The 21,892-nt window shown below is 63.3% G+C and carries 13 protein-coding genes; 4 read left to right on the top strand and 9 right to left on the bottom strand.

Annotation, left to right across the window (positions count from 1 at the left end; genetic code table 11):
- Nucleotides 1-140: 140 nt before the first annotated feature.
- The gene (locus AC6JA3_RS14590; RefSeq protein WP_026542737.1) at nt 141-1,553 is read left to right on the top strand and encodes an MFS transporter; all 1,413 of its coding nucleotides are present in this window, start codon (nt 141-143) and stop codon (nt 1,551-1,553) included.
- A gap of 67 nt (nt 1,554-1,620) precedes the next feature.
- On the opposite strand, the gene AC6JA3_RS14585 is transcribed toward AC6JA3_RS14590, so the two are convergent.
- From AC6JA3_RS14585 to AC6JA3_RS14560, 6 genes are all read right to left on the bottom strand, one after another.
- Nucleotides 1,621-3,492: an acetyl/propionyl/methylcrotonyl-CoA carboxylase subunit alpha gene (locus tag AC6JA3_RS14585; protein ID WP_347781555.1), complete on the bottom strand. Its 1,872-nt coding sequence runs from the start codon at nt 3,490-3,492 to the stop codon at nt 1,621-1,623.
- Nucleotides 3,493-3,552: 60 nt separating this feature from the next.
- Nucleotides 3,553-4,221 carry a Maf family protein gene (locus AC6JA3_RS14580; RefSeq protein ID WP_026542735.1) on the bottom strand — a complete coding sequence of 223 codons (669 nt, stop codon included), beginning with the start codon at nt 4,219-4,221 and terminating at the stop codon, nt 3,553-3,555.
- 183 nt (nt 4,222-4,404) lie between these two features.
- A complete protein-coding gene (locus AC6JA3_RS14575) occupies nt 4,405-6,930 on the bottom strand; it encodes an MMPL family transporter (RefSeq protein WP_026547113.1) in 2,526 nt (841 codons plus the stop codon).
- Between the two features lies 1 nt (nt 6,931).
- Nucleotides 6,932-7,648, bottom strand: coding sequence for a TetR family transcriptional regulator (locus AC6JA3_RS14570; RefSeq protein WP_026542733.1), 717 nt, complete (start codon nt 7,646-7,648; stop codon nt 6,932-6,934).
- Nucleotides 7,649-7,783: 135 nt separating this feature from the next.
- Nucleotides 7,784-8,215, bottom strand: coding sequence for a YbjQ family protein (locus AC6JA3_RS14565; protein ID WP_026542732.1), 432 nt, complete (start codon nt 8,213-8,215; stop codon nt 7,784-7,786).
- Nucleotides 8,216-8,307: 92 nt separating this feature from the next.
- Nucleotides 8,308-9,741, bottom strand: a complete 1,434-nt coding sequence (locus tag AC6JA3_RS14560) for a dicarboxylate/amino acid:cation symporter (RefSeq protein ID WP_026547114.1) — start codon at nt 9,739-9,741, stop codon at nt 8,308-8,310.
- Nucleotides 9,742-10,101: 360 nt separating this feature from the next.
- On the opposite strand from AC6JA3_RS14560, the gene AC6JA3_RS14555 reads away from it, so the two are divergent.
- The 3 genes from AC6JA3_RS14555 (at nt 10,102) to AC6JA3_RS14545 (ending at nt 18,099) form a co-directional block, all read left to right on the top strand.
- Entirely contained in the window at nt 10,102-10,383 is a 282-nt protein-coding gene (locus AC6JA3_RS14555) for a hypothetical protein (RefSeq protein WP_026547649.1), read from the top strand.
- Between the two features lie 221 nt (nt 10,384-10,604).
- A complete protein-coding gene (locus AC6JA3_RS14550; protein WP_497920185.1) occupies nt 10,605-16,313 on the top strand; it encodes a DUF6531 domain-containing protein in 5,709 nt (1,902 codons plus the stop codon).
- A gap of 1,450 nt (nt 16,314-17,763) precedes the next feature.
- On the top strand, nt 17,764-18,099 hold the full coding sequence (locus AC6JA3_RS14545) for a hypothetical protein (RefSeq protein WP_139183447.1): 336 nt from the start codon (nt 17,764-17,766) through the stop codon (nt 18,097-18,099).
- 58 nt (nt 18,100-18,157) lie between these two features.
- Here AC6JA3_RS14545 and AC6JA3_RS14540 read toward each other — a convergent pair whose 3' ends face one another.
- The 3 genes from AC6JA3_RS14540 to AC6JA3_RS14530 form a co-directional block, all read right to left on the bottom strand.
- Nucleotides 18,158-19,840: a DUF885 domain-containing protein gene (locus tag AC6JA3_RS14540; RefSeq protein WP_497920184.1), complete on the bottom strand. Its 1,683-nt coding sequence runs from the start codon at nt 19,838-19,840 to the stop codon at nt 18,158-18,160.
- 66 nt (nt 19,841-19,906) lie between these two features.
- Entirely contained in the window at nt 19,907-20,161 is a 255-nt protein-coding gene (locus AC6JA3_RS14535) for an acyl-CoA carboxylase subunit epsilon (RefSeq protein WP_458107044.1), read from the bottom strand.
- The gene (locus tag AC6JA3_RS14530; RefSeq protein ID WP_091550702.1) at nt 20,158-21,741 is read right to left on the bottom strand and encodes an acyl-CoA carboxylase subunit beta; all 1,584 of its coding nucleotides are present in this window, start codon (nt 21,739-21,741) and stop codon (nt 20,158-20,160) included. The genes AC6JA3_RS14535 and AC6JA3_RS14530 overlap by 4 nt, the downstream gene beginning before the upstream one ends.
- Nucleotides 21,742-21,892: the final 151 nt, after the last annotated feature.

Raw genomic sequence — 21,892 nt, 5'->3', positions numbered from 1 at the left:
GTGGGATTTTTCCGGTTGTCCGCATGCTGGACTTGGTTGTCCAGTCAATGGACAGCGGGAACTATTATTGAACTCTCGAATAATCCATCGCCGGGTAGGCTCCAGAGGCATCTGCCGGCGTGAAAGAAAGCTGCAAATACATGTCTTCCACTGCACCATCCAAGGAAGGCGAGTCCACTAAGCCAGTGAACTCGCGCGGACGGGTGATCTTCGCCAGCATGATTGGCACCACCATCGAGTTCTACGACTTCTATGTCTATGCAACTGCCTCGGTGCTGGTCTTCCCCAAGCTCTTCTTTCCCAACGCGACGGACATCAACGCGCTGCTTAGCGCCTTTGCCATCTTCGGCGTAGCCTTCGTGGCGCGCCCTGTGGGCGCTGTCGTCTTCGGGCACTTCGGCGACAAGTTCGGACGAAAGGGAACGCTGGTCGCATCGCTGCTGACCATGGGTGTCGCTACGTTCCTGATCGGCTGCCTGCCCACCGCGAGTGTTGCCGGCTGGGCCCTCCTCGCTCCTCTCCTGCTGGTGGTTCTCCGCTTCTGCCAAGGCCTGGCGTTGGGCGGCGAATGGTCGGGAGCCGCGCTGCTGGCTACCGAGAACGCGCCCGAAGGAAAGCGCGCCATCTACGGCACCTTCCCCCAGTTGGGCGCTCCCATCGGTTTCATCATCGCCAACCTGATCTTCATCTGGATGCGCGGCACTCTTACGGATCAGCAATTCATGGACTGGGGCTGGCGTGTGCCGTTCCTGCTCAGCGCAGTACTGGTGATCGTTGGTCTCTATGTCAGGCTCAAGCTGGTGGAGAGTGCCTCCTTCAGCAAGGTCATCGAACAGGACAAAGTCCAGAAGCTGCCACTGGGCGCCACGCTGAAGAATCACTGGCGCCCCGTCCTGGCGGGAACGTTCATCATGTTGGCAACGTATGTGCTGTTCTACATCATGACTTCCTTCACGCTGACTTTCGGCAAGGCTCCGGCCTCCCTGGAAGCAGCCAAGGCTGCTGCTGAAAAGGCAGGCAAGCCTATGACCCCGGCCCAGGTAGACTCCTTCGTTCCCGGCTTGGGCATTCCGGAGAACCAGTTCCTTTGGATGCTGATCGTCGGCGTCGTCTTCTTCGGCATCTTCACGGTGGTTTCCGGGCCGCTCGCGGAGAAGTGGGGCCGACGCAAGTTCCTGCTGGCAGTCACCGCCGGCATCTTCGTATTCGGCGCACTTTGGTTCGCCATGTTTGGGCCTGGCCAGGCAGCGGCGATGGTTGGCCTGATCGTTGGCTTCACGCTGATGGGCCTCACTTTCGGTCCCATGGCGGCAATCCTTCCGGAACTGTTCCCGGCGAACGTCCGCTACACGGGTTCGGCTGTGGCCTACAACCTCTCATCGGTGTTGGGCGCAGCTCCAGCATCATTCATCGCGATTGCCCTCTGGCAGCTCGGCGAAGGGTCCACCGCCTGGGTGGGTGCCTACATGGCCCTCGCCGCGGTCTTGACGTTCATCGCCCTCTGGCTGAGCCGGGAAACCAAAAACACGGACTACGAAAACAACGTAGCCTAAGCACCCCTTAACGACGGCGGCTCCGCACCAATGGTGCGGAGCCGCCGTCGTGTTCGGGTGCTTTGCGCTAGTCCTCGATGGTGGCGATGACCGCACCAGCTGCGACGGTCTCGCCAGCGGTGGCAGCGAGGCCGCGCACGGTGCCTGCCTTGTGGGCGGTCAGCGGCTGTTCCATCTTCATGGCTTCCAGGACCACGATCAGGTCACCCTCTGCCACGACGTCACCCTCTGAAGCCGCTACCTTGACGATGGTGCCCTGCATGGGGGAGGTGAGTGCATTGCCGCCCGCAGCAGCAGCGGTGGCGCCGGCCGAGCGGGAGCGCTTCTTGGACTTGCCGGATTTGGTGCCTGAACCGCTGGAAATTGCTGCGGTGCCACCACCCAGTCCGGAGGGCAGAACCACTTCGAGCCGTTTGCCGCCAACCTCGACGACGACGCGCTGGCGCTCACCGGCGTCGGGCGTTTCAGCGCCTGCTGCGTTGGCGGACCATGCCGGGATGCTGTTGACGAACTCGGTCTCGATCCAGCGGGTGTGCACCTTGAACGAGCCTTCCGCCGGTGCGAATGCGGGGTCGGTGACTACCGCGAGGTCGAACGGGATGACGGTGGGGATACCCTCAACCACCATCTCCTCGAGGGCGCGGCGTGAACGCTGGAGGGCTTGCTCGCGGGTGGCGCCGGTGATGATCAGTTTGGAGAGCATGGAGTCGAAGTTGCCGCTGATGACGTCGCCCTGCTCAACTCCTGAGTCGATCCGGACGCCCGGGCCGGTGGGGTTCTTCAGGGTGGTGATGGTGCCGGGGGCGGGCATGAAGTTGCGGCCCGGGTCCTCGCCGGTGATGCGGAACTCGAAGGAGTGGCCGCGGACCTCGGGGTCGTCGTAGCCGAGTGCTTCGCCGCGGGCAATGCGGAACTGTTCCCGGACGAGGTCGATTCCGGTGACTTCCTCGGAGACGCAGTGCTCCACCTGGAGCCGGGTGTTGACCTCGAGGAAGGAGATGGTGCCGTCCTGGCCCACCAGGAATTCACACGTTCCGGCGCCAAGGTAGTTGGCTTCCTTGAGGATGGCCTTGGAGGACTCGTAAAGCCGCTTGTTCTGCTCTTCGCTCAGGTACGGAGCCGGGGCTTCTTCAACAAGTTTCTGGTTGCGGCGCTGGAGCGAGCAGTCGCGGGTGGAAACCACCACAACGTTGCCGAAAGCATCGGCCAGGCACTGGGTTTCGACGTGGCGCGGGGCATCAAGGAAACGCTCGATGAAGCACTCGCCGCGACCAAAAGCGGCGATGGCTTCGCGGACCGCGGATTCGTAGAGCTCCGGGATTTCCTCCATGGTGCGGGCAACCTTGATGCCGCGCCCGCCGCCGCCGAAGGCAGCCTTGATGGCGATGGGAAGGCCGAATTCCTCGGCGAACTTCAAGATTTCGTCGGCGGACTCTACGGGGTCGGCCGTACCGGGGACCAGGGGAGCGCCCACTTTTTCGGCGATGTGGCGGGCCTGGACCTTGTCGCCAAGGGCCGAAATCGCTTCGGGGGAGGGGCCGATCCAGGTGATACCGGCCTCAATGACTTTGGTCGCAAACTCGGCGTTTTCGGCCAGGAAGCCGTAGCCGGGGTGGATACCGTCAGCGCCGGACTGCTTGGCGACGTCGATGATCTTGTCCATCACCAGATACGACTCGGCGGCGGTGTTGCCCCCCAAAGCGTAGGCTTCGTCGGCAAGGCGGACATGGAGTGCGTCGCGGTCAGGGTCGGCGTACACCGCTACGGAGGCAATGCCTTCGTCCCGGGCGGCTCGGATGATGCGGACCGCGATTTCGCCGCGGTTGGCAATCAAGACCTTGGTAAGAGGGCTGGAAATGGGCTGCGCCGGGTTAGCTGACAAGTTGTTGACTCCTTCTGTCCTTGAGGAGCCTAGCGCGATTGTGAGGGTTCCGCCCATATTGATGGGGGATTCCGTGTGTGAGGCGATGTTCCTTTGTAGGGTTGCTACAAACGGCTTCTACTGCTCGTCGTTGTCCCAGAGCTCGGTGATCCGCACGTCCGCATGGACCAGCAAGTCGCGCAGCGTGGAGATGGAAAGCCCGACGACGGCGTGCGGGTCGCCGTCGACCTTGCGGATGAAGGCCCCACCCAGGCCGTCGATCGTGAAGGATCCGGCGCAGTGCAGGGGTTCTTCGGTGGCGATGTAGGCGTCGATGTCGTAGGTGCTCATCTCAGCGAAGTGCACCTCCGCGCTGGAAACGGCTCCGACCGTGGCACCCGAGCCTTCGGCAGGCTCATCTTCAGCGTCCTCGTCCACGTCGGCGGCGGTGTCCCGGCAGTCAATCAGCCAGTGGCCGGTGTGGAGCACGCCCTGCGAGCCGCTCATCCGCAGCATCCGTTCCCGGGCAACCTCCGCAGTGTAGGGCTTGCCATGGGACTCGCCGTCGAACTCGAATACCGAATCGCAGCCGATTACCAAGGCACCCTCAGCCTCTGGGAGGGAAGCGACCGCCTCGGCCTTGGCACGGGCCAGCAAGAGTGCGGTGTCGTGCGCGTCGGTGACCCCATACTTCGCCTGGACAGCGTCCTCGTCAACGTCCGAGACCAGGACGTCATGCCTGATTCCGGCCTCCGTGAGCAGCTTGGTGCGGGCGGGGGACTGGGAGGCAAGAATCAATCGGGTCACGGTCCCCAGCCTAATACGAACCCTCGCTCACGTCCCCCGTGCTTAAACCGATCGCCCTTTCACGTCCCCCGTGCTTAAACCGATCGCTCTCTCACGTCCCCCGTGCTTAAACCGATCGCTCTCTCACTTGCCTCAAGCAAGTGAGAGAGCGATCGTGAATATCGGCTGTTATGTGATCGAGCGTTAGTGGACCAGTTCCCCCGTGTCGGTCTTGCGGCGATCGGTCCGCTCCAGCTTGGCGCCCTCAACATCGACGTCCGGCAGGATCCGTTCCAGCCACTTGGGCAGCCACCAGGCCTTCTCGCCCAAGAGGTACATGACGGCTGGAACTATGGTCATGCGGACCACGAAGGCATCGATCAGTACACCGAACGCCATGGCGAAGCCGAGCGGCCGGACCATGGTGAGGTGGCTGAAGATGAAGCCGGAGAACACGCTGACCATGATGATCGCAGCCGCGGTGACTACGGCTGCAGCGTGGCTGAAACCGGAGCGTACCGCGTGCTTGGCAGTCTCACCGTGCATAAACGATTCCCGCATGCCCGAGGTGATGAACACCTGGTAGTCCATGGCGAGACCGAACAGCACACCGATGAGGATGATGGGCAGGAAGCTCAGGACAGCGCCCGGATTGGCGACGTCGAAGATCCCTCCGAGCCAGCCCCACTGGTAGACGGCAACTACGGCGCCGAAGGCAGCAGCGAGGGACAGAAGGAAACCGCCGGTTGCCAGCAGGGGCACCACAATCGAGCGGAAGACCAGCAGCAAGAGCAGCAGGGAGAGTCCCACGACGATCGCCAAGTACGGCGGCAATGCAGCGCCGAGCTTGTTGGAAACGTCAATGTTGCCCGCGGTTTGTCCGGTAAGGCCAATTTTCACGTCAAGGTTATCGCTGATCACAGCACCCTTTGCGCGGAGATCGGATACCACCTGCACGGTACCCGCACTGGCCGGGCCTTCCTTGGGAATCACCTGGAACACTGCGGTGCGACGATCGTCGCTCAGTGCGATCGGTACCGCAGCAATGACATTCTCAACGCTCCGAAGCTGATCCGCGACATCGAACTGCTTGTTCTTGGCGTCGTTTTCGCTCAGGCCTTCAGGGAATTCGCCGACGACGACGATCGGTCCGGTGACGCCTTCACCGAAACTGCTGCGGGTGAGGTCATAGGCCTTGAACGCCTGCGAATCGACAGGCTCGGAACCGCCGTCGGGAAGTGCCAACCGCAGTTGCGAGGCCGGCAACGCCAAAGCGCCCAACAATACGACGCTGGCAACCAGGGCAACCCACGGATGACGAGTAACCATACCGCCCCAGCCCCCGCTGCTGCGCTTCTCTTCGCGTTCACGGTCGGCCGCTTCGTGGCCCGGCTCAGCGTTGTGCTTTGCGGCTTTGGCCCAGGCGCGCTTTGAAATGAGTCTCCGGCCGATCAGGGCCAGAACTGCGGGGGTCAAGGTCAAAGCTACGACGACGGCGACGGCCACTGTCGCTGCGGCCGCAACACCCATCACGGCGAGGAAGGGAAGTCCCGGAACCACCAGTGCAGCCAAGGCGATGATGACGGTGAGACCGGCGAACAGCACGGCATTACCTGAAGTGCCCGTAGCCAAGGCAGCGGATTCCTCCGCGTCCATGCCGGCCAGAAGCTGGGTGCGGTGACGGTTGACGATAAAGAGGGAGTAATCAATACCAACCGCGAGGCCAAGCATCAGGGCAAGCATTGGAGAGATGGAGCTCATGTCGATGACGCTGGTCAGTGCGAACGTTCCGCCGACACCTACAGCTACGCCGATCAGGGCCATCAGGAGGGGAAGCCCGGCCGCGATGAGTGTTCCGAGCATCAGGATCAGGACCATGGCCGCGACTGCGACGCCCACGATTTCAGCAATCCCGAAGATCTCCGAGACGTCCTCGGTGATTTCCTTGCTGGCGTAGGCCGTGACGCCGGCCGATGAGACGCCGTGGACGATCTCTTGGACCTGTTCGCGGACGGCGGGGTCAACGGCGTTGATGGAGGTCTTGAACTGGACCTGGGCTACTGCCGCTTTGTTGTCGCTGGAGACAAAACGGAGGCCTTCGGAGGCTTCGAGTTGTCGCTTTCCCAGCGCGAGTTCGGTGGCGCCGTCGGCAGCTTCCTTGGCTCCGGCGTCGAGCTTTTCCTTGCCTGCCGCAAGCTCTGCGCGCTGCGGAGCCATCTGTGCTTCAATCTCCTCAGGCGTCAGGCCTGAGGCTGCCAGCTGCTGTTCCGCCCCGGCCAGTTGGGCCTCGCTTGCCTCCAGCTGCGCGCGGGTTGCGTCAAGCTGTGCCTTGCCCGCGGCGGCTTTGGCTTCACCGGCCGCGATCTCGCCGGCGGAGGTGTCCAACTGTTCCTGCGTGGTGAACGGGTTCACCGTTCCCTGAATGTCAGGCATGGCTTCGAGCTTGGTCAGCGCAGCGGCCACTGCGTCCTTCTTGGCTTGGTCGAATCCGCCGTCCCCGGCATCGAAGACCACGCTGGCGGAGCCTCCCGAAGAATCAGGGAGCGCTTCCTTGAGCTTGTCCGCCATCTGCTGGGTTTCGGTCCCGGGGATGGTGAAGTTGTTGGACATGGTGCCGTGGAAGGCTGCGGCCGAGCCGCCAACTGCCACCATGACGGCCAGCCAGATGGAGATGACCAGCCAGCGGCGCCGATACGAAAACTTGCCGAGACGGTAGAGGAACGAGGCCATGTCAGAACCGATCTGTGGTGGTTGGAGCGGAGGGGGAGGTGGGGACGGGCGCGTCCGACGGCGGCGCGAAGCCGGCTCCGAGGAGGCCCATCGCATCGATGAGGTGCTGGCGAAGGACCGCGAGGGACTCCGCCGAGAGGTCGGGCCCGCGGTCGGCGAACCAGACGTTCATGGCTGCTTTGCCGCACGAAATCACGGAGCCTGCCAGGGCGTGGAGATAGAGCTCACTGACGCCGGCGCCGAGCCTGCTGCGGGCGGCGTCGATGATCTGCCCGGTGCAGTGTTCCCAGGCTTCAAGCTCGGAGCGGGCCAACTGGCGGTTGTCCTGCGTCAGGCTGAACAGCTCGGCCATGGGGGCGACGGACATGGGATCGGCCAGCGCCATGAGGGCCGCTTGAGCGGATTCGAGGATCGACTCATCTGCCGGACGCAGCCGAAACTGCTCCAAAGCGTGGTCCATGAAGCCGTCGGCCACGGAGGCCAGGGCCGCCTCAAGGCTTGGGAAATAGTTGAAGAAGGTTCGCCGCGAGACACCGGCGGCGGCCGCGATGTCTTCTACGGTGAAATTGCCGGACCCGTTGCTGCGCAAGAGGTCCAGGGCTGCGGATGCGATGGAGCTGCGGGTGGCCGCCTTGTTGAGTTCGCGCCTGGTGGGCGCTGTTGACTCAGCAGTGCTGGGCGACTCTGCAGCGGCTTCCTGACTACTGGTTTGTGTCACATACTTACACTAAGTGCAAGTTTGCACTCTGCGCAATTTGAGGCGGATGGGCATGCGAAAAGTCCCGCCCTTGTTCGTCGCGGCCAGCCCTGTACAGGGAGGAGGGCGAACCAGGGCGGGACTCGGAAGCGTGAACTAGAACTGGGTCGGGGGCACCGGCGGCGCGGGAGGAGTCGGCTGGCTCTGCTGCTGCGCGGCCGACTTGGTCAGATAGATCGACTGTCCCGTTGCCCCGGGCTCGCCCTCTCCGAGCGGCAGTACGTAGACGGCCGTGCCGTAGGCGCACACTTCGGTCCAGTTGGTGCCCATTTCCGAGGTGTCGAACCGCATGGCGACGATGGCGTTGGCCCCACGCTGTTGCGCCTCATTGACCATGCGTGCCATGACTTCCTGGCGGCTTTCGTAGAGTGCCTTGGTCATTTCGGGCAGCTCGCCGCCGCCGAGGGAACGGAAGCCGGCCAGCATTTGCGAGCCGATGTCCCGTGAGCGGACGGTGAGGCCCATGACTTCGCCGAAGACGGCATCGATCCGGTGGCCCGGGATTTCATTTGAAGTGACGATCAACATGGTCAGAGCCTATCCAGAGATGGCCCCTTTAACGGGGAAATCCCCCGGGGAGAACTCCCCGGGGGATTTGCGCACTTCCAAAGAGGTTGAGACTACGCCTTGGTATCGGCCAGTTCGCGCTCGTTGCTTTCGGCTGCTGCCTTGTCGGCGGCGTACTCGTCGGCAAAGGCGGCACCGTTGCGGGGTGCGTTGTACAGCGACTCATCCAGGATGCCCTGGCGCTTGGCCACGATGGCCGGGACCAGTGCCTGGCCAGCCACGTTGACCGCGGTGCGGCCCATGTCCAGGATGGGGTCGATAGCCAGCAGGAGGCCGACGCCGGCCAGCGGCAGACCCAGCGTGGACAGGGTCAACGTGAGCATGACGACGGCGCCGGTGGTACCTGCCGTAGCGGCCGAACCCAGGACCGAGACCAAAACGATCAGCAGGTACTGGCTGAAGTCCAGGTTGATGCCGAAGAATTGTGCCACGAAGATGGCTGCAATGGCCGGGTAGATTGCTGCGCAACCGTCCATCTTGGTGGTGGCACCCAGCGGCACGGCGAAGGAAGCGTAGCCGGAGGGGACGCCGAGGTTCCGTTCAGTGACGCGCTGCGTGAGCGGCAGCGTGCCGATCGAGGAACGGGAGACGAACGCCAGCTGCACGGCCGGCCACACGCCGGAGAAGTACTGCTTGATGGAGAGCCCGTGAATGCGCACCAGGATGGGATAGAGGACGAACAGCACCAGAGCCAGCCCGATGTAGATGGCGGCGGTGAACTTGCCCAGGGAACCGATGGTGTCCCAGCCGTAGATGGCCACAGCGTTACCGATCAGGCCGATGGTGCCCAGCGGAGCAAGGCGGATGATCCACCACAGCACTTTCTGGATAACAGCCAGCGCGGAAGCGTTGAAGGTGAGGAAGGCTTCGGCCTGCTTGCCCACCTTGAGTGCAGCCACACCGATCGCGATCGCAATGACCAAGATCTGCAGCACGTTGAAGTTGACCGCGGTGCTGACGGTGGTGGCAGCGTTGGCGCTCTCGGTCACTGTGGAGCTGGCGCCAAGACCCAGGAAGTTCTTGGGGAAGAGACCGATCAGGAAGGCCCACCAGTCACCGGTCTTGCCGGCGTACTTGGCTTCTTCGGTGATGCCGGTTGCGGCGCCCGGCTGCAGGAGCACGCCCAGGCCGATGCCGATCAGCACCGATACCAGCGAGGTGATCGCGAACCACAGCAGGGTGTTCCAAGCCAGTCGCGCAGCGTTGGAGACCTGGCGCAGGTTGGCAATGGAGCTCACCACAGCGGTGAAAATCAAAGGAACGACGGCGGTCTGCAGCAAGGAGACGTAGCTGGAGCCGATCGTTTGGAGGGTAGCCCCCAGACCGTTGGGGGTGGTCTTGGTGCTGCCCGTGTACTTGGCGATGAGGCCAAGGATGAGGCCCACTATGAGGGCTGCGATGATCTGGACGCCGAAGGAACCGGCCCACTTGGGGAGCCGGAAGCCGCTCTTGCCAGCTGCTGGGGAAGTGTTGATTGAGGTGCTCACCGGAACACGTTAGGTGCATGGCCAATAACATAGCGAACGGACGTTGAGAAATGTTACGTGCGCAAAAGTTATTCCCGCAGCTTTGTGACGTTGGTCTCACGGGGTGGCTTGGGGAGCTTGCGGTCATTGACGGTTGGCCGCGTGTGAGGACGGCCGCCGATCTCCCGGCAGTCAAGAGGTTCGACTCCCTCCGGCCGCGAGAGGTCTCGCATTAGCCCTTCGGGTGCGCCAGCACGTTTATCCACAATCGTTTCTCTGTTTGTTGGATTTATTGGTTGGTGTTGGTAGTTTGGGGGCGTCTGGTTGCCTGGGCTGGTTTGGCTTGGGTGTTGCGATTGTTCTTATTGGGAGGAAAGTTCTATGTCGCGTGTGTTGTCTACTGAGCAGGCCAAGGCTGCTATTGGTCAGGTGCAGTCGATTATTACTGGTGGGTTTACGGATCAGATTTCGGCGTTGGATGCGCAGGGTCGTGTGTTGTCGGATCCGAATGTGTGGGATGGTCCGTTGGCTGCTGAGTTCCGTGGTTCGACGTGGCCGGAGACGAAGGCTGCGTTGGATAAGGCCAAGGAAGAGCTGGAGCAGTTGCGGGGTCAGTTGCAGAAGATTTCGCAGGATATTTTCTCTGCTGGTGGAGGGGCCTGATTCTTTTTTGGTGTGAGTGTGGGGGCCGGGTGATCGTGCTGCGTTGATGCGTGGTGTGGTTGCCCGGCCGTTGCACTGTGTTGCTGTAGCGCCGGTGGTTGTAGCGCGGGTTGTTGTGGTGCCGGTGGGTGTGGTGCGGGGTCGTGCCTTGTGGGTGTGGTGCGGGTTTTTGTGGGTTGTTGGGTTTTGTTCGCGTTCTTGTTCTGTGGGGGGCTGTGGTTGTGACCGAGTTCGTTGAGATGCCGTTGTTGCCGGATTCCGATGGTGCCCATGGTGGCCGGTTTGTGTATGGGGTTGCTGAGTCGGTGAAGGGTGCTTTTGAGTCCGCAGCGTCGCGGGTTGATGAGCATTTGGGGTCGCGGACGCCGTTGGTGACCGGGGCGGGGGAGGATTTCCGGGGGCATTTTTCGGAGGTGTTCGCGGCGAACGCGGTGACGGCGTCCCGGGACGCGGAGTCCTTGGCCGCGGCGTTGCGGAAAGTCGCGGAGTATGTGGGCACCATGATCGAGCGTGCGCGGGAAGAGGATGACCGGCGTCGGGAGAACAACGAGTGGGTGCGGCGGCATAACAACCGCAACTGGCTTGAGCAGTTTGGTGACAGCCTGTGGGGTGAGGAGGCGCGTCCGAATATGGAGCCCGGGAGTGGGCCGTCGTTCCCGTCCGAGGCTCCGGTGCCGGGGTCGCGGGAGACCCCTGGCCCGGGTGGCGGGTTTGGGGGCGGGGTGTCCTCGGCGCGTCCGGAGTCGTTGCGGACTTTCGCTGCGGGTTCGCGTGGTCTGGATGAGGGTGTTGCGTCGGTGCCGGGGTCTTTGGAGTCGGAGTTGTCCTCGTTCGCGGACCGGTGCGGGTGGGGCCGGATCGACGCTGCGGGTGTGGTGAGCGCGTTCCGGCAGTATTTGGCGGCGAATGAGGCAGACGCGGGGTGGGCGTTGGTGGTCGCGGACGCGTTTGCTGCTGCCGGGGGTGAGGGCGCGGTCTCGACCCTGTCGGATGCGGCGGTGAACGAGGCGTTGGCCGCGGCGGGTGTTTCGGGGACCCGGACGGGGTTGGTCATTGACCCGCCGACGGCGGCCGGGGCGGTGCCCTCGTCCGGGTATGCCAATGATCCGGTGAACACGGCCACGGGGAATTTCATTGAACCGGAAACGGATCTGGGGTTCGCCGGGGCGGCCGCGGACCTGGCGGTCACAAGGATGTATAACTCTCTCGGTTCGGGCCTGGGCACTGTTGGGGTGTTCGGTCCGGGGTGGGCTTCGGTGCTGGACCAGCACCTGGTCCTGACTGATGAGGGGTGCCGGTGGGTGATGGCCGACGGCCGGGCGGTGGACTTCCCGCGTGAGGGTGCGGGTTGGGCCCGCGCCGTCGGGGAGAACTACTGGCTCACCTGCGAAGATGCCGGCACACCGTGGTTGGCGGAGCTGAGCTCGGTCCCCGCAGGTGTTACCGAGGTGCTGGTCGTGGCCGATAACCAGGGCCGTTGGTGGGCTTACACCACTGCCGGGGTGTGGCTCGGGACCGGGGCAGGGCCCGGCCGGACCATCTCCGCCCACCGCAGTGCTCCCTCAGGGGCCGTATCCGATGCTGTGGCGTCCGATGTTATGGATCCCGCCGGCGCGGATGCCAGCGTGGATGACCGCGAAGCCGCGGCTGCATCTGATGCGGAGACTGCGGTCGATGGTGGTGTGCCGGGTGGGGTGTGCCGGTTGGTGCATGGGCGGGGCCGGTTTGTGGAGATTGATTACGTTGATGGTGTGGTCGGGGTGGTTCGGGGGTCGGATGGGCGCCGGGTTGAGTACGGGTACGACGCCGAGGGCCGTTTGGTCACCGTGGGCACGGAGACCGGCACCCGTAGGTATGGGTGGAACGAGCAGGGCTTGATCGGGTCGGTGGTCTCGGCCGCGGGTGTGGTGGAGGCCGAAAACACGTATGACGAGGCCGGCCGGGTCATCATGCAGGTCACTCAGCATGGGCGGCGGACGCGGTTCGCTTATTTACCGGGCCGGGTCACGGTGGTCTCTGATGAGGACGGGTCCCGGTCGAATTCCTGGGTCGCTGATTCGAAGGGCCGCCTGGTGGGGGTGCTGGACGCGGAGGACCGGCGCCAGTCCATGTCTTATGACGGGCACTCGAATCTGGTGTCTTTGACCGAGCGTGACGGCGCGGTCACGGTCCATGGTTACGACACCCGGGGCCGGAAGATCCGGACCGTGACCCCGGAAGGCGCGGACCTGAGCTACGGCTGGGACGAGCAGGACCGTATCACCACCCTGGTGACCGCGTCCGGGTCCGTCGTGACCTATGAGTACGCCGATGAGCTGTCCCGGGACCCGTCCGTGGTGGTTGACCCGTTGGGTGGCCGGACCGAGCTGGTGTGGCGGGACGGGCTCCTGACCCAGGTCACGGACCCGGTCGGGGTCATGATTGGTTTTGAGTACGACGGGTTCGGGGACCTGACCGGAACGTCCAACGCCGCAGGTGACACCGCGAGGATTGTGCGGGACCGGGCGGGCCGTCCGGTGACGGCGGTGAGCCCGTCGGGGGCTGAGACACGGTTCGGTTATGACGAAGCCGGGATGTTGGTGCGTCGGGTGGACCCGGACGAGGCGGTGTGGGCGTTCGAGCACGACACCGCGGGCCGGACCACCGCGGTGGTCGCCCCGGATGGGGGCCGGACGGCGTTCGAGTACGCCCCCAACGGCGAGTTGTCCCGCACCACCGACCCGCTCGGCCGGGTCGTGGAGCGGGTGGTTGATGAGCTCGGGAACCTCACGGCTGCGGTGTTGCCGGACGGGGGCAGGTGGGGCTTCACCCACGACAACCTCTCCCGGCTGGTGGGTATCACGGACCCTGCCGGGCATGACTGGGTGCGGGAGTACGACACGGTCGGTGCCCTGACCGCCGTGATCGATCCGACCGAGGTCCGGACCGGGGCGGTCACCGACCGGACGGCCGGGACGGCGTCCCTGACGGACGCGTTCGCCGCGAATACTTATAGTTTTGATGAGTACGGCCGGCCCACGAAAATCGAATCTGTCGACGGGTCCGCGGAACTCATCACGTATGACGGTGCGGGCAACCCTGTCGAGTTGGTCGATGGTGAGGGCGGGTTGACGGTCCTGGGCCGTGACGCTGCGGGGAAGATTACCTCGATTACCTCACCGACGGGGGCGGTGACCCGGTTCGAGTACGACCACTGCGGCCGCCCGTGGAAGAGCATTGACCCGGTCGGGGCGGTCACGGAACTGTCCTACGACGTCGACCAGCGCCTCACCGCGAGGAGACTGCCCACCGGTGAGGTCGAAACGTTCGCTTACGACGCGTGTGGCCGGTTGACCGCGAAGCACACCCCCGGGGACGGGACGGCCCGGTACGGGTACGACAAGGTTGGGCGGCTGAGTTTTGCCCAGGATTCCTGGTACGGGACCCGCCGCTTCGAATACAACCTCGCCGGGGAACTGGTGGCCACGATCAACGGGGTGGGTGGCAGGACCGGGTTCGAGTACGACACCCGCGGCCGGCTCACCCGCATCACCGACCCCAATGGTGGGGTCACGACCCGCACGTATACGGCCACGGACCAAGTCGATTCGGTGACGGACCCGCTCGGGAGGGTCACCACGGCGACCTACGACGCGGCAGGCCGGCAACTCTCCCAGACGGACCCGGACGGGCACGCCACCACCTGGGCCTACGACGCCGCGGGCCGGGAAGCGTCCACCTCGGTGGACGGTGCCCTGATCGCCGCCATTGAACGTGACGTGGCCGGCCGGCGGGTGGTCATCACCGACCATACCGGCGGGGCGGGGTATGCGGTGGAGCGCGAACTGTGCTTTGACCGCCGCGGCCTCCTCACCCGCCGCTCCAACGGGACCGGGACCGGGACCGGGAGTCAGGTGTTGGGGTGGGAGTATGACGGTGACGGGAACCGCACCGCCTTCACGGACCCGACCGGCACCACCACCCGTTACATCCGCGACGCCGCGGGCCGGGTCGTGAAGGTGTCGAACCCGTTGCTCGGGGACGCGGCCTTCACCCACGATGCCTCCGGGCGGATCACCACCGCGACCGCCGGGGAATACTCACAGGAATGGGTGTATCGGGGAGGGGCACTCGTCGAGCACACACGCACCACCACCGCCGACAACGGCACCAACCCTCCGGGTGCTGCTGATGTGACGTTGATCGGTCGTGAGGACGGCGGCCGGATTACCGGTCTGTCCAGGGGCGGGGTCGTGACCCGGTACGGGTACGACACTGCCGGGCAAATGGTCTCCGCCACCACCACTGTGACTGGCTCGGAGGCGTCGGGTTCGGTGGTGGGGTGGGAGTACGACGCCGGTGGGCGGCTTCTCCGCGAAACCACCCCCACCGGGGCGCGCACTTTTGAGTACGACGCCGCAGGTCAGCTGTCGTCTGTGACGGAACCTGACGGTTCGGTCACCGAGTTTGTGTATGACGGGCTGGGCCGCCGGGTCAGGGTGATCGGGGCCGACGGGTCCTGGACCGAATACGCCTGGGGCCCCACCGGCTACCTCACCGGCACCATCGAGAAGGATCGGGACGGGGCCGAACGAAACCGGCACCGGCTCCACGTCGACGCGCTCGGTGAACTCGCCACCGTGGACGGCACACCATTGTGGTGGGACACCGCAGCGCCCGTGCCGACCCTCGCCGGTGCCAACACAACCCAGGTGTTGTCCCTGCCCGGCGGTGTCACCGGCATCGGCGACGCGTGGACCACGCCCGGGTGGCGTGCCGCCCGCCCCACCGATCAGCACGATCCCTGGGCCGTCCTCGGCACCCCCACCACACCCAACCCGGGCAGCCCCTTAGCTGCTATTGCTGGTGGTCTGGGTGGTGTGTTGCCCGCCGGTATCGGCCTGACCGCCGGTGGCGGGATCGACATCGCAGGGCTCGAATGGCTCGGCAAACGCGCGTACGACCCGGCCACCCGGGGATTCCTCTCCACCGACCCCCTCGCCCCCGTCCTCGGCGCGGGCTGGGACGGGAACCCCTACTCCTACGCCGGAAACAACCCCCTCAACACCACCGACCCCACCGGCCTGCGGCCCCTGACCGACGCGGACCTGAAAGCCTACGACGGGTCCTCCCGCGGCGCCATCGCCGCAGCGGGGGACTGGCTCGGAGACAACTGGGAATACGTCGTCGGAGGGGCCGCTGTGGTCGGCGGGGCCGTGTTGATGTTCGTCCCCGGCGGACAACTCGCGGGCATGGGATTGATGAGCTTCGGCGCCGACGTCGTCATCCAAAAAGCAACCACCGGCCACGTCAACTGGGGCCAAGCAGCGATCTCCGGCGGCCTCGGCATGATCGGCGGCGGGGTCGGGATGATGGCGGGCAAACTCGTCAACAATCCCGTGGCCCGGATGGCCGTGGAAAACGGAGTTGAAGGGGCGATCAGCGGAGCCGGGGGCTACCTTACCGGCCCAGGACCCCACACCCCAACGGGCCTCCTCGGCGCAACAGCCCTCGGCGGAGGAACAGGCGCACTCCCCATCGGAGGCGCCGCAAACAGGGTCGACCTCCGGGCCCTGCCCACGACCCGCCTCGGCGAATTGCCGCCTTCACCAATGGTTTCGTCTAATCCGGCTGGATCGGCATTCATTGCTAGCGCAGACGGAGTTGTGATACCGACGAGTCGTACCACCTTGGAAACAGGTTTTCAAAGAGCGGGTTTTCATGGTGTACCGACAACTTCCCCAGGGATGATGTACAGCATGCCGGATGGTAGTCTAGTGCGAATTATGGAACCTTCAGGCGCTGCCCAACTTAGGGCTTCATTTACGAATGCGAATGATGGCTTGATCAATCCTTTTACTGGAAAGCCAGTGCAGCCGCCGAGTGGTCTTACGAGGTCTGACCGGGTTCTCTATGTCCGCGAACGCACGCACGTCAACCTGATGCCATGACTAATCACCGCTTCGCCCTTCTCAGGGACGCTCTGCCATTGTCGGTAACGCACATAGTGGCCAACGACCCATTCGTGTGCATAATGGGCGAGAATTGGTCGCTTGCGTTGAACTGCCCGTGGGAACTTGAAACACCAGAAGGCACGATTCCTTGGGAATCCGAAAACCTTGAGGCTGAGGCAGAGAGGTTAATCGGTAGCTCACTTGAGGTCATATCTGCGGCGACCCCTGGGGCTTCGGATCTTGTTTTTCATTTTACGGGGGAATGCTCAATTCATGTTTTCGCTGATACGGACCTTCTCCCTTGGGTAATGCGAGTGCCTGGCCTCACATTTGACGGTCAGAAAAGTTTGTTTGAATAAAATGTGGTGACATATTTCCAGACAGCTGCTCTTTCACTTAACGCGTTTTCTATTCATTAGACAAAAGTTGACCTTGCTAGTTGGGTAACTTCCGGACCTTACCTATGCGACGGCAATATGCTCATCTGGCCGAGACAGCCGAAAAAGCCTAGCGTTGGGTAGGGGGAGGGACAAGCATCCCGCAGTTTTCACGATTGCTGCAGGGGTTACCCAATCGCTGGGGGGCGTCTTCCATAGGGCCGATTCTGCAGTCTTACCCCCGACCCGATACCAGTTGCCGCGGTAGGGACTCTGGTGCTCGCCAATGAATAGGGCACGTATCTCAAGGAGGAAACATGAGCGCATCAACGGGTCGGGAGGTGTCAGGCCATCTATCCGAGAAGTCGCAGAGGCAACTCCGGAGGGATCGATGGGTTTTTTGGACGATCGTGTCCTCGGCCTTACTGGTGCCTGTCGCTATATTTATTGTGGCGACGGTTTCGGATGCGTATGACGAGACTCATAGAGTGTCCATTGAATGCACGGTTATGGGTGCGGAGGGCGGTCTCGGGTCAGGGGGAGGGACCTGGTCGCGGGTGCAGATAAGCACCTCCGATTGTGGAACCCTGACGTTGACAAGGGGTATCACCGAGTCGAACCGGGATGCCGTGGCAAGCGAATTGGCCGGCGGTGGACGCTTCGCCTTCCAGATTGGCGCAACAACACAATCAACGTGGAAGTTGCACGAGATGTTACGCATCACGCCGATGGTCTATTCATTTCAACAAATCGACTGAGCTAGTGGAACAGCCCGGACATGGATGATAATGTGCTGGATTCTTGAAACACCTGGATACGAGGTAGACGACCCTCGTGAAGAGCTGCTTCAGGAGTGCCTCCCGGGCCATTCCTCAGCTGTCGATGACGGAGAATCTGATGTCTTACGAACGGCCATATCGGCAGTGTTGCGGACCATTGATAATGAGGATCTCGTCTCGCACGTCGACGCTACGGAAACTCGGTTGAGGGAGCTCCTTCACGATGTGAAATGAACTGTAGAGTCTGTTCGAGAATTCAGATGTGCTTGACGGCCACTGGGAGGAAAACCATTGACGCAGAATCTTGCATTGCCAGTTCTTTATGACCGCATGATCGAGCGAGGCATAGTGGATCTGGAACCTTGGGAACTCCTACGAGGAGCACAGCAGGCGCAGCGAATGAAACACACAGACGAGGTTTTCCCTGGCTGGAACCTGATTCCTTTTGCCTGCAGGTCCGATAACGATGATGTGGCCTGCTGGACCGGAAAGAACGTCGTGGTCGTCGATGACTACGACGTGATGCGGGACGCAACTGGGGCGGCCGTACGCCACCAGGCAGCGGAATACCACTCGATGGATGAGTGGCTGATTGCGGCAGTACGGGATTTCATGGAGTTTGACTGAACCAGCGTCGCAGCACATCGAGTGCCCCCAGCTTCTGGCCGGAGGCACTCGAGCCGGGTCAGCCCAGCAACGCCCGGCGCAGCACGTCCAAACCGACCGAGCCGATGTTCAACGCCTTGCTGTGGAAGGACTTGAGGTCGAAGTCTTCACGGGACTCCAGCTCGGCACGGATCTGCTCCCACAGACGCTGCCCCACCTTGTAGGACGGAGCTTGTCCCGGCCAGCCCAGGTAGCGGGTGAATTCGAACTGAAGCTGGCCTTCGCTGATGTCGAGGTTGGCCTTGAGGAAGTCGAAGCCCTTCTCCGGCGTCCAGGTGCCGGTGCCCCAGCGTTCGGGGACGGGCAGTTCCAGGTGCACACCGATATCGAACACTACGCGGGCTGCCCGCATCCGCTGGCCATCGAGCATGCCCATGTGGTCACCTGGGTCTTTGAGGTAGCCCAGTTCCAGCATGAGCTGCTCGGCGTAGAGCGCCCAGCCTTCACCATGGCCGGAGACCCAGCAGACGTTCCGCCGCCAGTTGTTCAGCAGCTCCCGGCGGTATGTTGCCGTGGCGACTTGGAGGTGGTGGCCGGGCACCCCTTCGTGGAAAACGGTGGTGGTTTCGGACCAGGTGGTGAAGGTGTCTTCGCCTGCCGGCACTGACCACCACATGCGTCCGGGCCGGGAGAAGTCGTCGGAAGGGCCGGTGTAGTAGATGCCGCCCTCGTCGGTGGGGGCGATCATGCACTCAAGAGTTTTCATGACATCAGGGATGTCGAAGTGGACATCGGCCAGCTCGGAGACAGCGCGGTCGGAGAGTTCCTGCATCCAGGCTTTCAAGGCGTCGGTGCCCTTGATCTGGCGGGCAGGGTCGCTATTGAGGACGGCCTTGGCTTCTTCAATGGAGGCGCCGGGCTTGATCTGCGCCGCGACCTTTTCCTGCTCGCCGATAAGCCTCTCGAGCTCCTGAACGCCCCAAGCGTAGGTCTCTTCCAGATCTACTTCGGCGCCAACGAATGAACGCGAGGCCAGCGCGTAGCGTTCGCGCCCGACTGCATCCTTCTCCGGCGCCAGGGGCAACAGTTCGTCCCGAAGGTATTCACCCAAGGCGCTGTACGCAGAACGCGCGGCCGCAATCCCGGCGTCGAGCTTTGACTGAACCTCGGCGGGCAGCGGGGAGCCACCAATAGCAGCGTTGGTGGCCATTTTGGCGAAGAAGCCATCCTCTGAGGCGTAGCGGCCGGTCTGCTCGATCACGATTCGGACCTGGCGGGCGGCGGCTACTTTCCCGGCGTCGGCAGCGGAGCGAAGCGACTCAATGTAGCCCTCAATGGCGCCAGGAACGTTGCCTGCACGGCCGGCAAGGTGTTCCCAGTGTTCGACGGTCTCGGTAGGCATGAGATCGAAAATGGCGCGGATGTCCTGGGCAGGAGAGGCAATGTTGTTCAGGTCGGCGAGGTCCCAACCCGACTCGTGGATCTCCAATTCCAGGCCGAGCCGCTCGCGCATGGCGTCCAGGGTGACGGCATCCACGTCGTCAGACGGCTCAAGGCCCGCCAGGGCATCCAAGGCCAACCTTGTGGCCTCCGCGTGAGCCTCGGCACCGGCAGGGGAGTAGTCCTGGTATTCGGTTTCGTGTCCCGGCAGGCCCAGCGTGGTGGCAAAGCCGGGATTGAGTTCGATCAACTTTTCTGTGTACGCGTCAGCGACGGCATCGATGGCGGACTTCGGGCGTACAGGAGTGTTTGCAGTAGTCACCCACAGAGCCTAGCTGCGACACCGCTTACGTGAAAGGGTTGTTGAACTTTTCTACGTGCGGGAAAACTAGCCGCGGCTGCGCTTCCATGCGCCAGGGCCCGGTGACGGGTCCAGGCGCAGCTGCTGGCGTCGCACCCAATGCCGGACGTTCGGCTTGGCTGCGGCAGCCTCCTGCTGCGTACCGAGTGAAACCACGACGGCGGCAATCGCCGCGAGCTCTTCGGCTGTCGGTTCGCCCTTGACCACCGAAAACAGCGGGACGGCGGGTTCTGCGGGAGCAGCGTCCGGCGCCGAATCGGCGCGATGCTTCGGCGTGCTCACAGCGGGATGTTTCCGTGCTTCTTGGTGGGCAGGCTGGCGCGCTTGTCGCGGAGGGCTCGGAGGCCGCGGATGATCTGGAGGCGCGTGTCGGACGGAGCGATGACGGCGTCCACGTAGCCAAGCTGAGCTGCCTGGTACGGGTTGAGGAGTTCTTCCTCGTAGCCCTGGATAATCTCGGCGCGCTTGGCTTCCACGTCTCCGCCGGCTTCGGCAACGGCAGCAAGGTCGCGGCGGTACAGGATATTCACGGCACCCTGGGCGCCCATGACGCCGATCTGGGCGGTGGGCCATGCGAGGTTGAGGTCCGCGCCGAGCTTCTTGGAGCCCATCACGATGTACGCTCCACCGTAAGCCTTGCGGGTGATGACCGTGAGCTTGGGGACCGTTGCTTCGGCGTAGGCGTAGAGGAGCTTGGCGCCGCGGCGGATGATGCCCTGGAATTCCTGGTCCTTGCCGGGCAGGAAGCCGGGGACGTCCACCAGGGTGATGATGGGGATGTTGAAGGCGTCGCAGTGCCGGACAAAGCGGGCAGCCTTTTCCGAGGCGGAGATGTCCAGGGTTCCAGCGAACTGCATGGGCTGGTTGGCCACGATGCCCACGGTGTGTCCCTCAACGCGGCCGTAGCCGATCATCACATTGGGTGCGTACAGGGACTGCATTTCGAGGAAGTGTGCGTCGTCCACGATTTGCTCTATGACCTTGCGCATGTCGTAGGGCTGGTTGGCGGAATCGGGGATCAGCGCGTCCAGTGCTTGGTCGTCGTCGTTGAGTTCCAGTTCCTGGTCGTGCTCCACCACGGGTGCTTCGGAGAGGTTGTTCGAGGGCAGGAAGTCCAGGAGTTCGCGCACGAACTCGATCGCGTCAGCCTCATCGGAGGCAAGGTAGGTGGAGGTTCCGGTGGTGGCATTGTGCTGGCGTGCCCCACCGAGGGTTTCCATGTCCACGTCTTCGCCGGTGACCGTCTTGATGACGTCGGGGCCGGTGATGAACATGTGCGAGGTCTTGTCCACCATCACCACATAGTCGGTCAAAGCAGGGGAGTAGGCGGCGCCGCCGGCGCATGGGCCCATGATGAGGGAAATCTGGGGGACAACGCCGGAAGCATGGACGTTGTTGCGGAATATGTCAGCGAACATGGCCAGCGAGGCGACGCCTTCCTGGATGCGCGCGCCGCCGCCGTCGTTGATACCCACAACAGGGCACCCGTTGCGGAGGGCGAATTCCTGGACCTTGACGATCTTCTCGCCGTTGACCTGGCTCAACGAGCCACCGTAGACGCTGAAGTCCTGGCTGTAGATCGCGATGAGGCGGCCATCAACGGTTCCGTATCCGGAGACCACGCCGTCGCCGAGGGGTTTCTTTTTCTCCATGCCGAAAGCGGTGGAGCGGTGGACTGCGAGGGCGTCGAATTCGACGAAGGAGCCCGGATCAACCAGGAGATCAATGCGTTCGCGGGCAGTGTTCTTGCCCCGTGCGTGCTGCTTCTCAATCGCTTCCGGGCCGGAAGGTTGCTCTGCACGGGCCTGGCGGTCGCGGAAGTCGGCAATCTTTCCCGCTGTCGTTGTCAGATCGTGGCTCATCAAGTGTCTCCGGCTCTGTAGCTGATTTTCGCTGGCGCAGTTCGGTGTTGGTCATGAAGCTTAAGTAGCTTCCGTACAAAGAACAGGCCCCGCAGGCCAGTCTAGTGACGCCTTTGCCGCGAACCGCTGTAGAAACCCTACAATTTTCCGC

Source organism: Arthrobacter sp. TmtSoilC79, from assembly GCF_059739405.1.
The sequence above is the reverse complement of the archived record's forward strand: the minus strand, read 5'-3'. Positions and strand labels throughout refer to the sequence as shown.

Coding starts and splice junctions, on each gene's coding strand:
- AC6JA3_RS14575 (WP_026547113.1), bottom strand. CDS start 6,930: ATGGCCTCGTTCCTCTACCGTCTCGGCAAGTTTTCGTATCGGCGCCGC.
- AC6JA3_RS14590 (WP_026542737.1), top strand. CDS start 141: ATGTCTTCCACTGCACCATCCAAGGAAGGCGAGTCCACTAAGCCAGTG.
- AC6JA3_RS14530 (WP_091550702.1), bottom strand. CDS start 21,741: ATGAGCCACGATCTGACAACGACAGCGGGAAAGATTGCCGACTTCCGC.
- AC6JA3_RS14555 (WP_026547649.1), top strand. CDS start 10,102: ATGTCGCGTGTGTTGTCTACTGAGCAGGCCAAGGCTGCTATTGGTCAG.
- AC6JA3_RS14565 (WP_026542732.1), bottom strand. CDS start 8,215: ATGTTGATCGTCACTTCAAATGAAATCCCGGGCCACCGGATCGATGCC.
- AC6JA3_RS14585 (WP_347781555.1), bottom strand. CDS start 3,492: ATGGGCGGAACCCTCACAATCGCGCTAGGCTCCTCAAGGACAGAAGGA.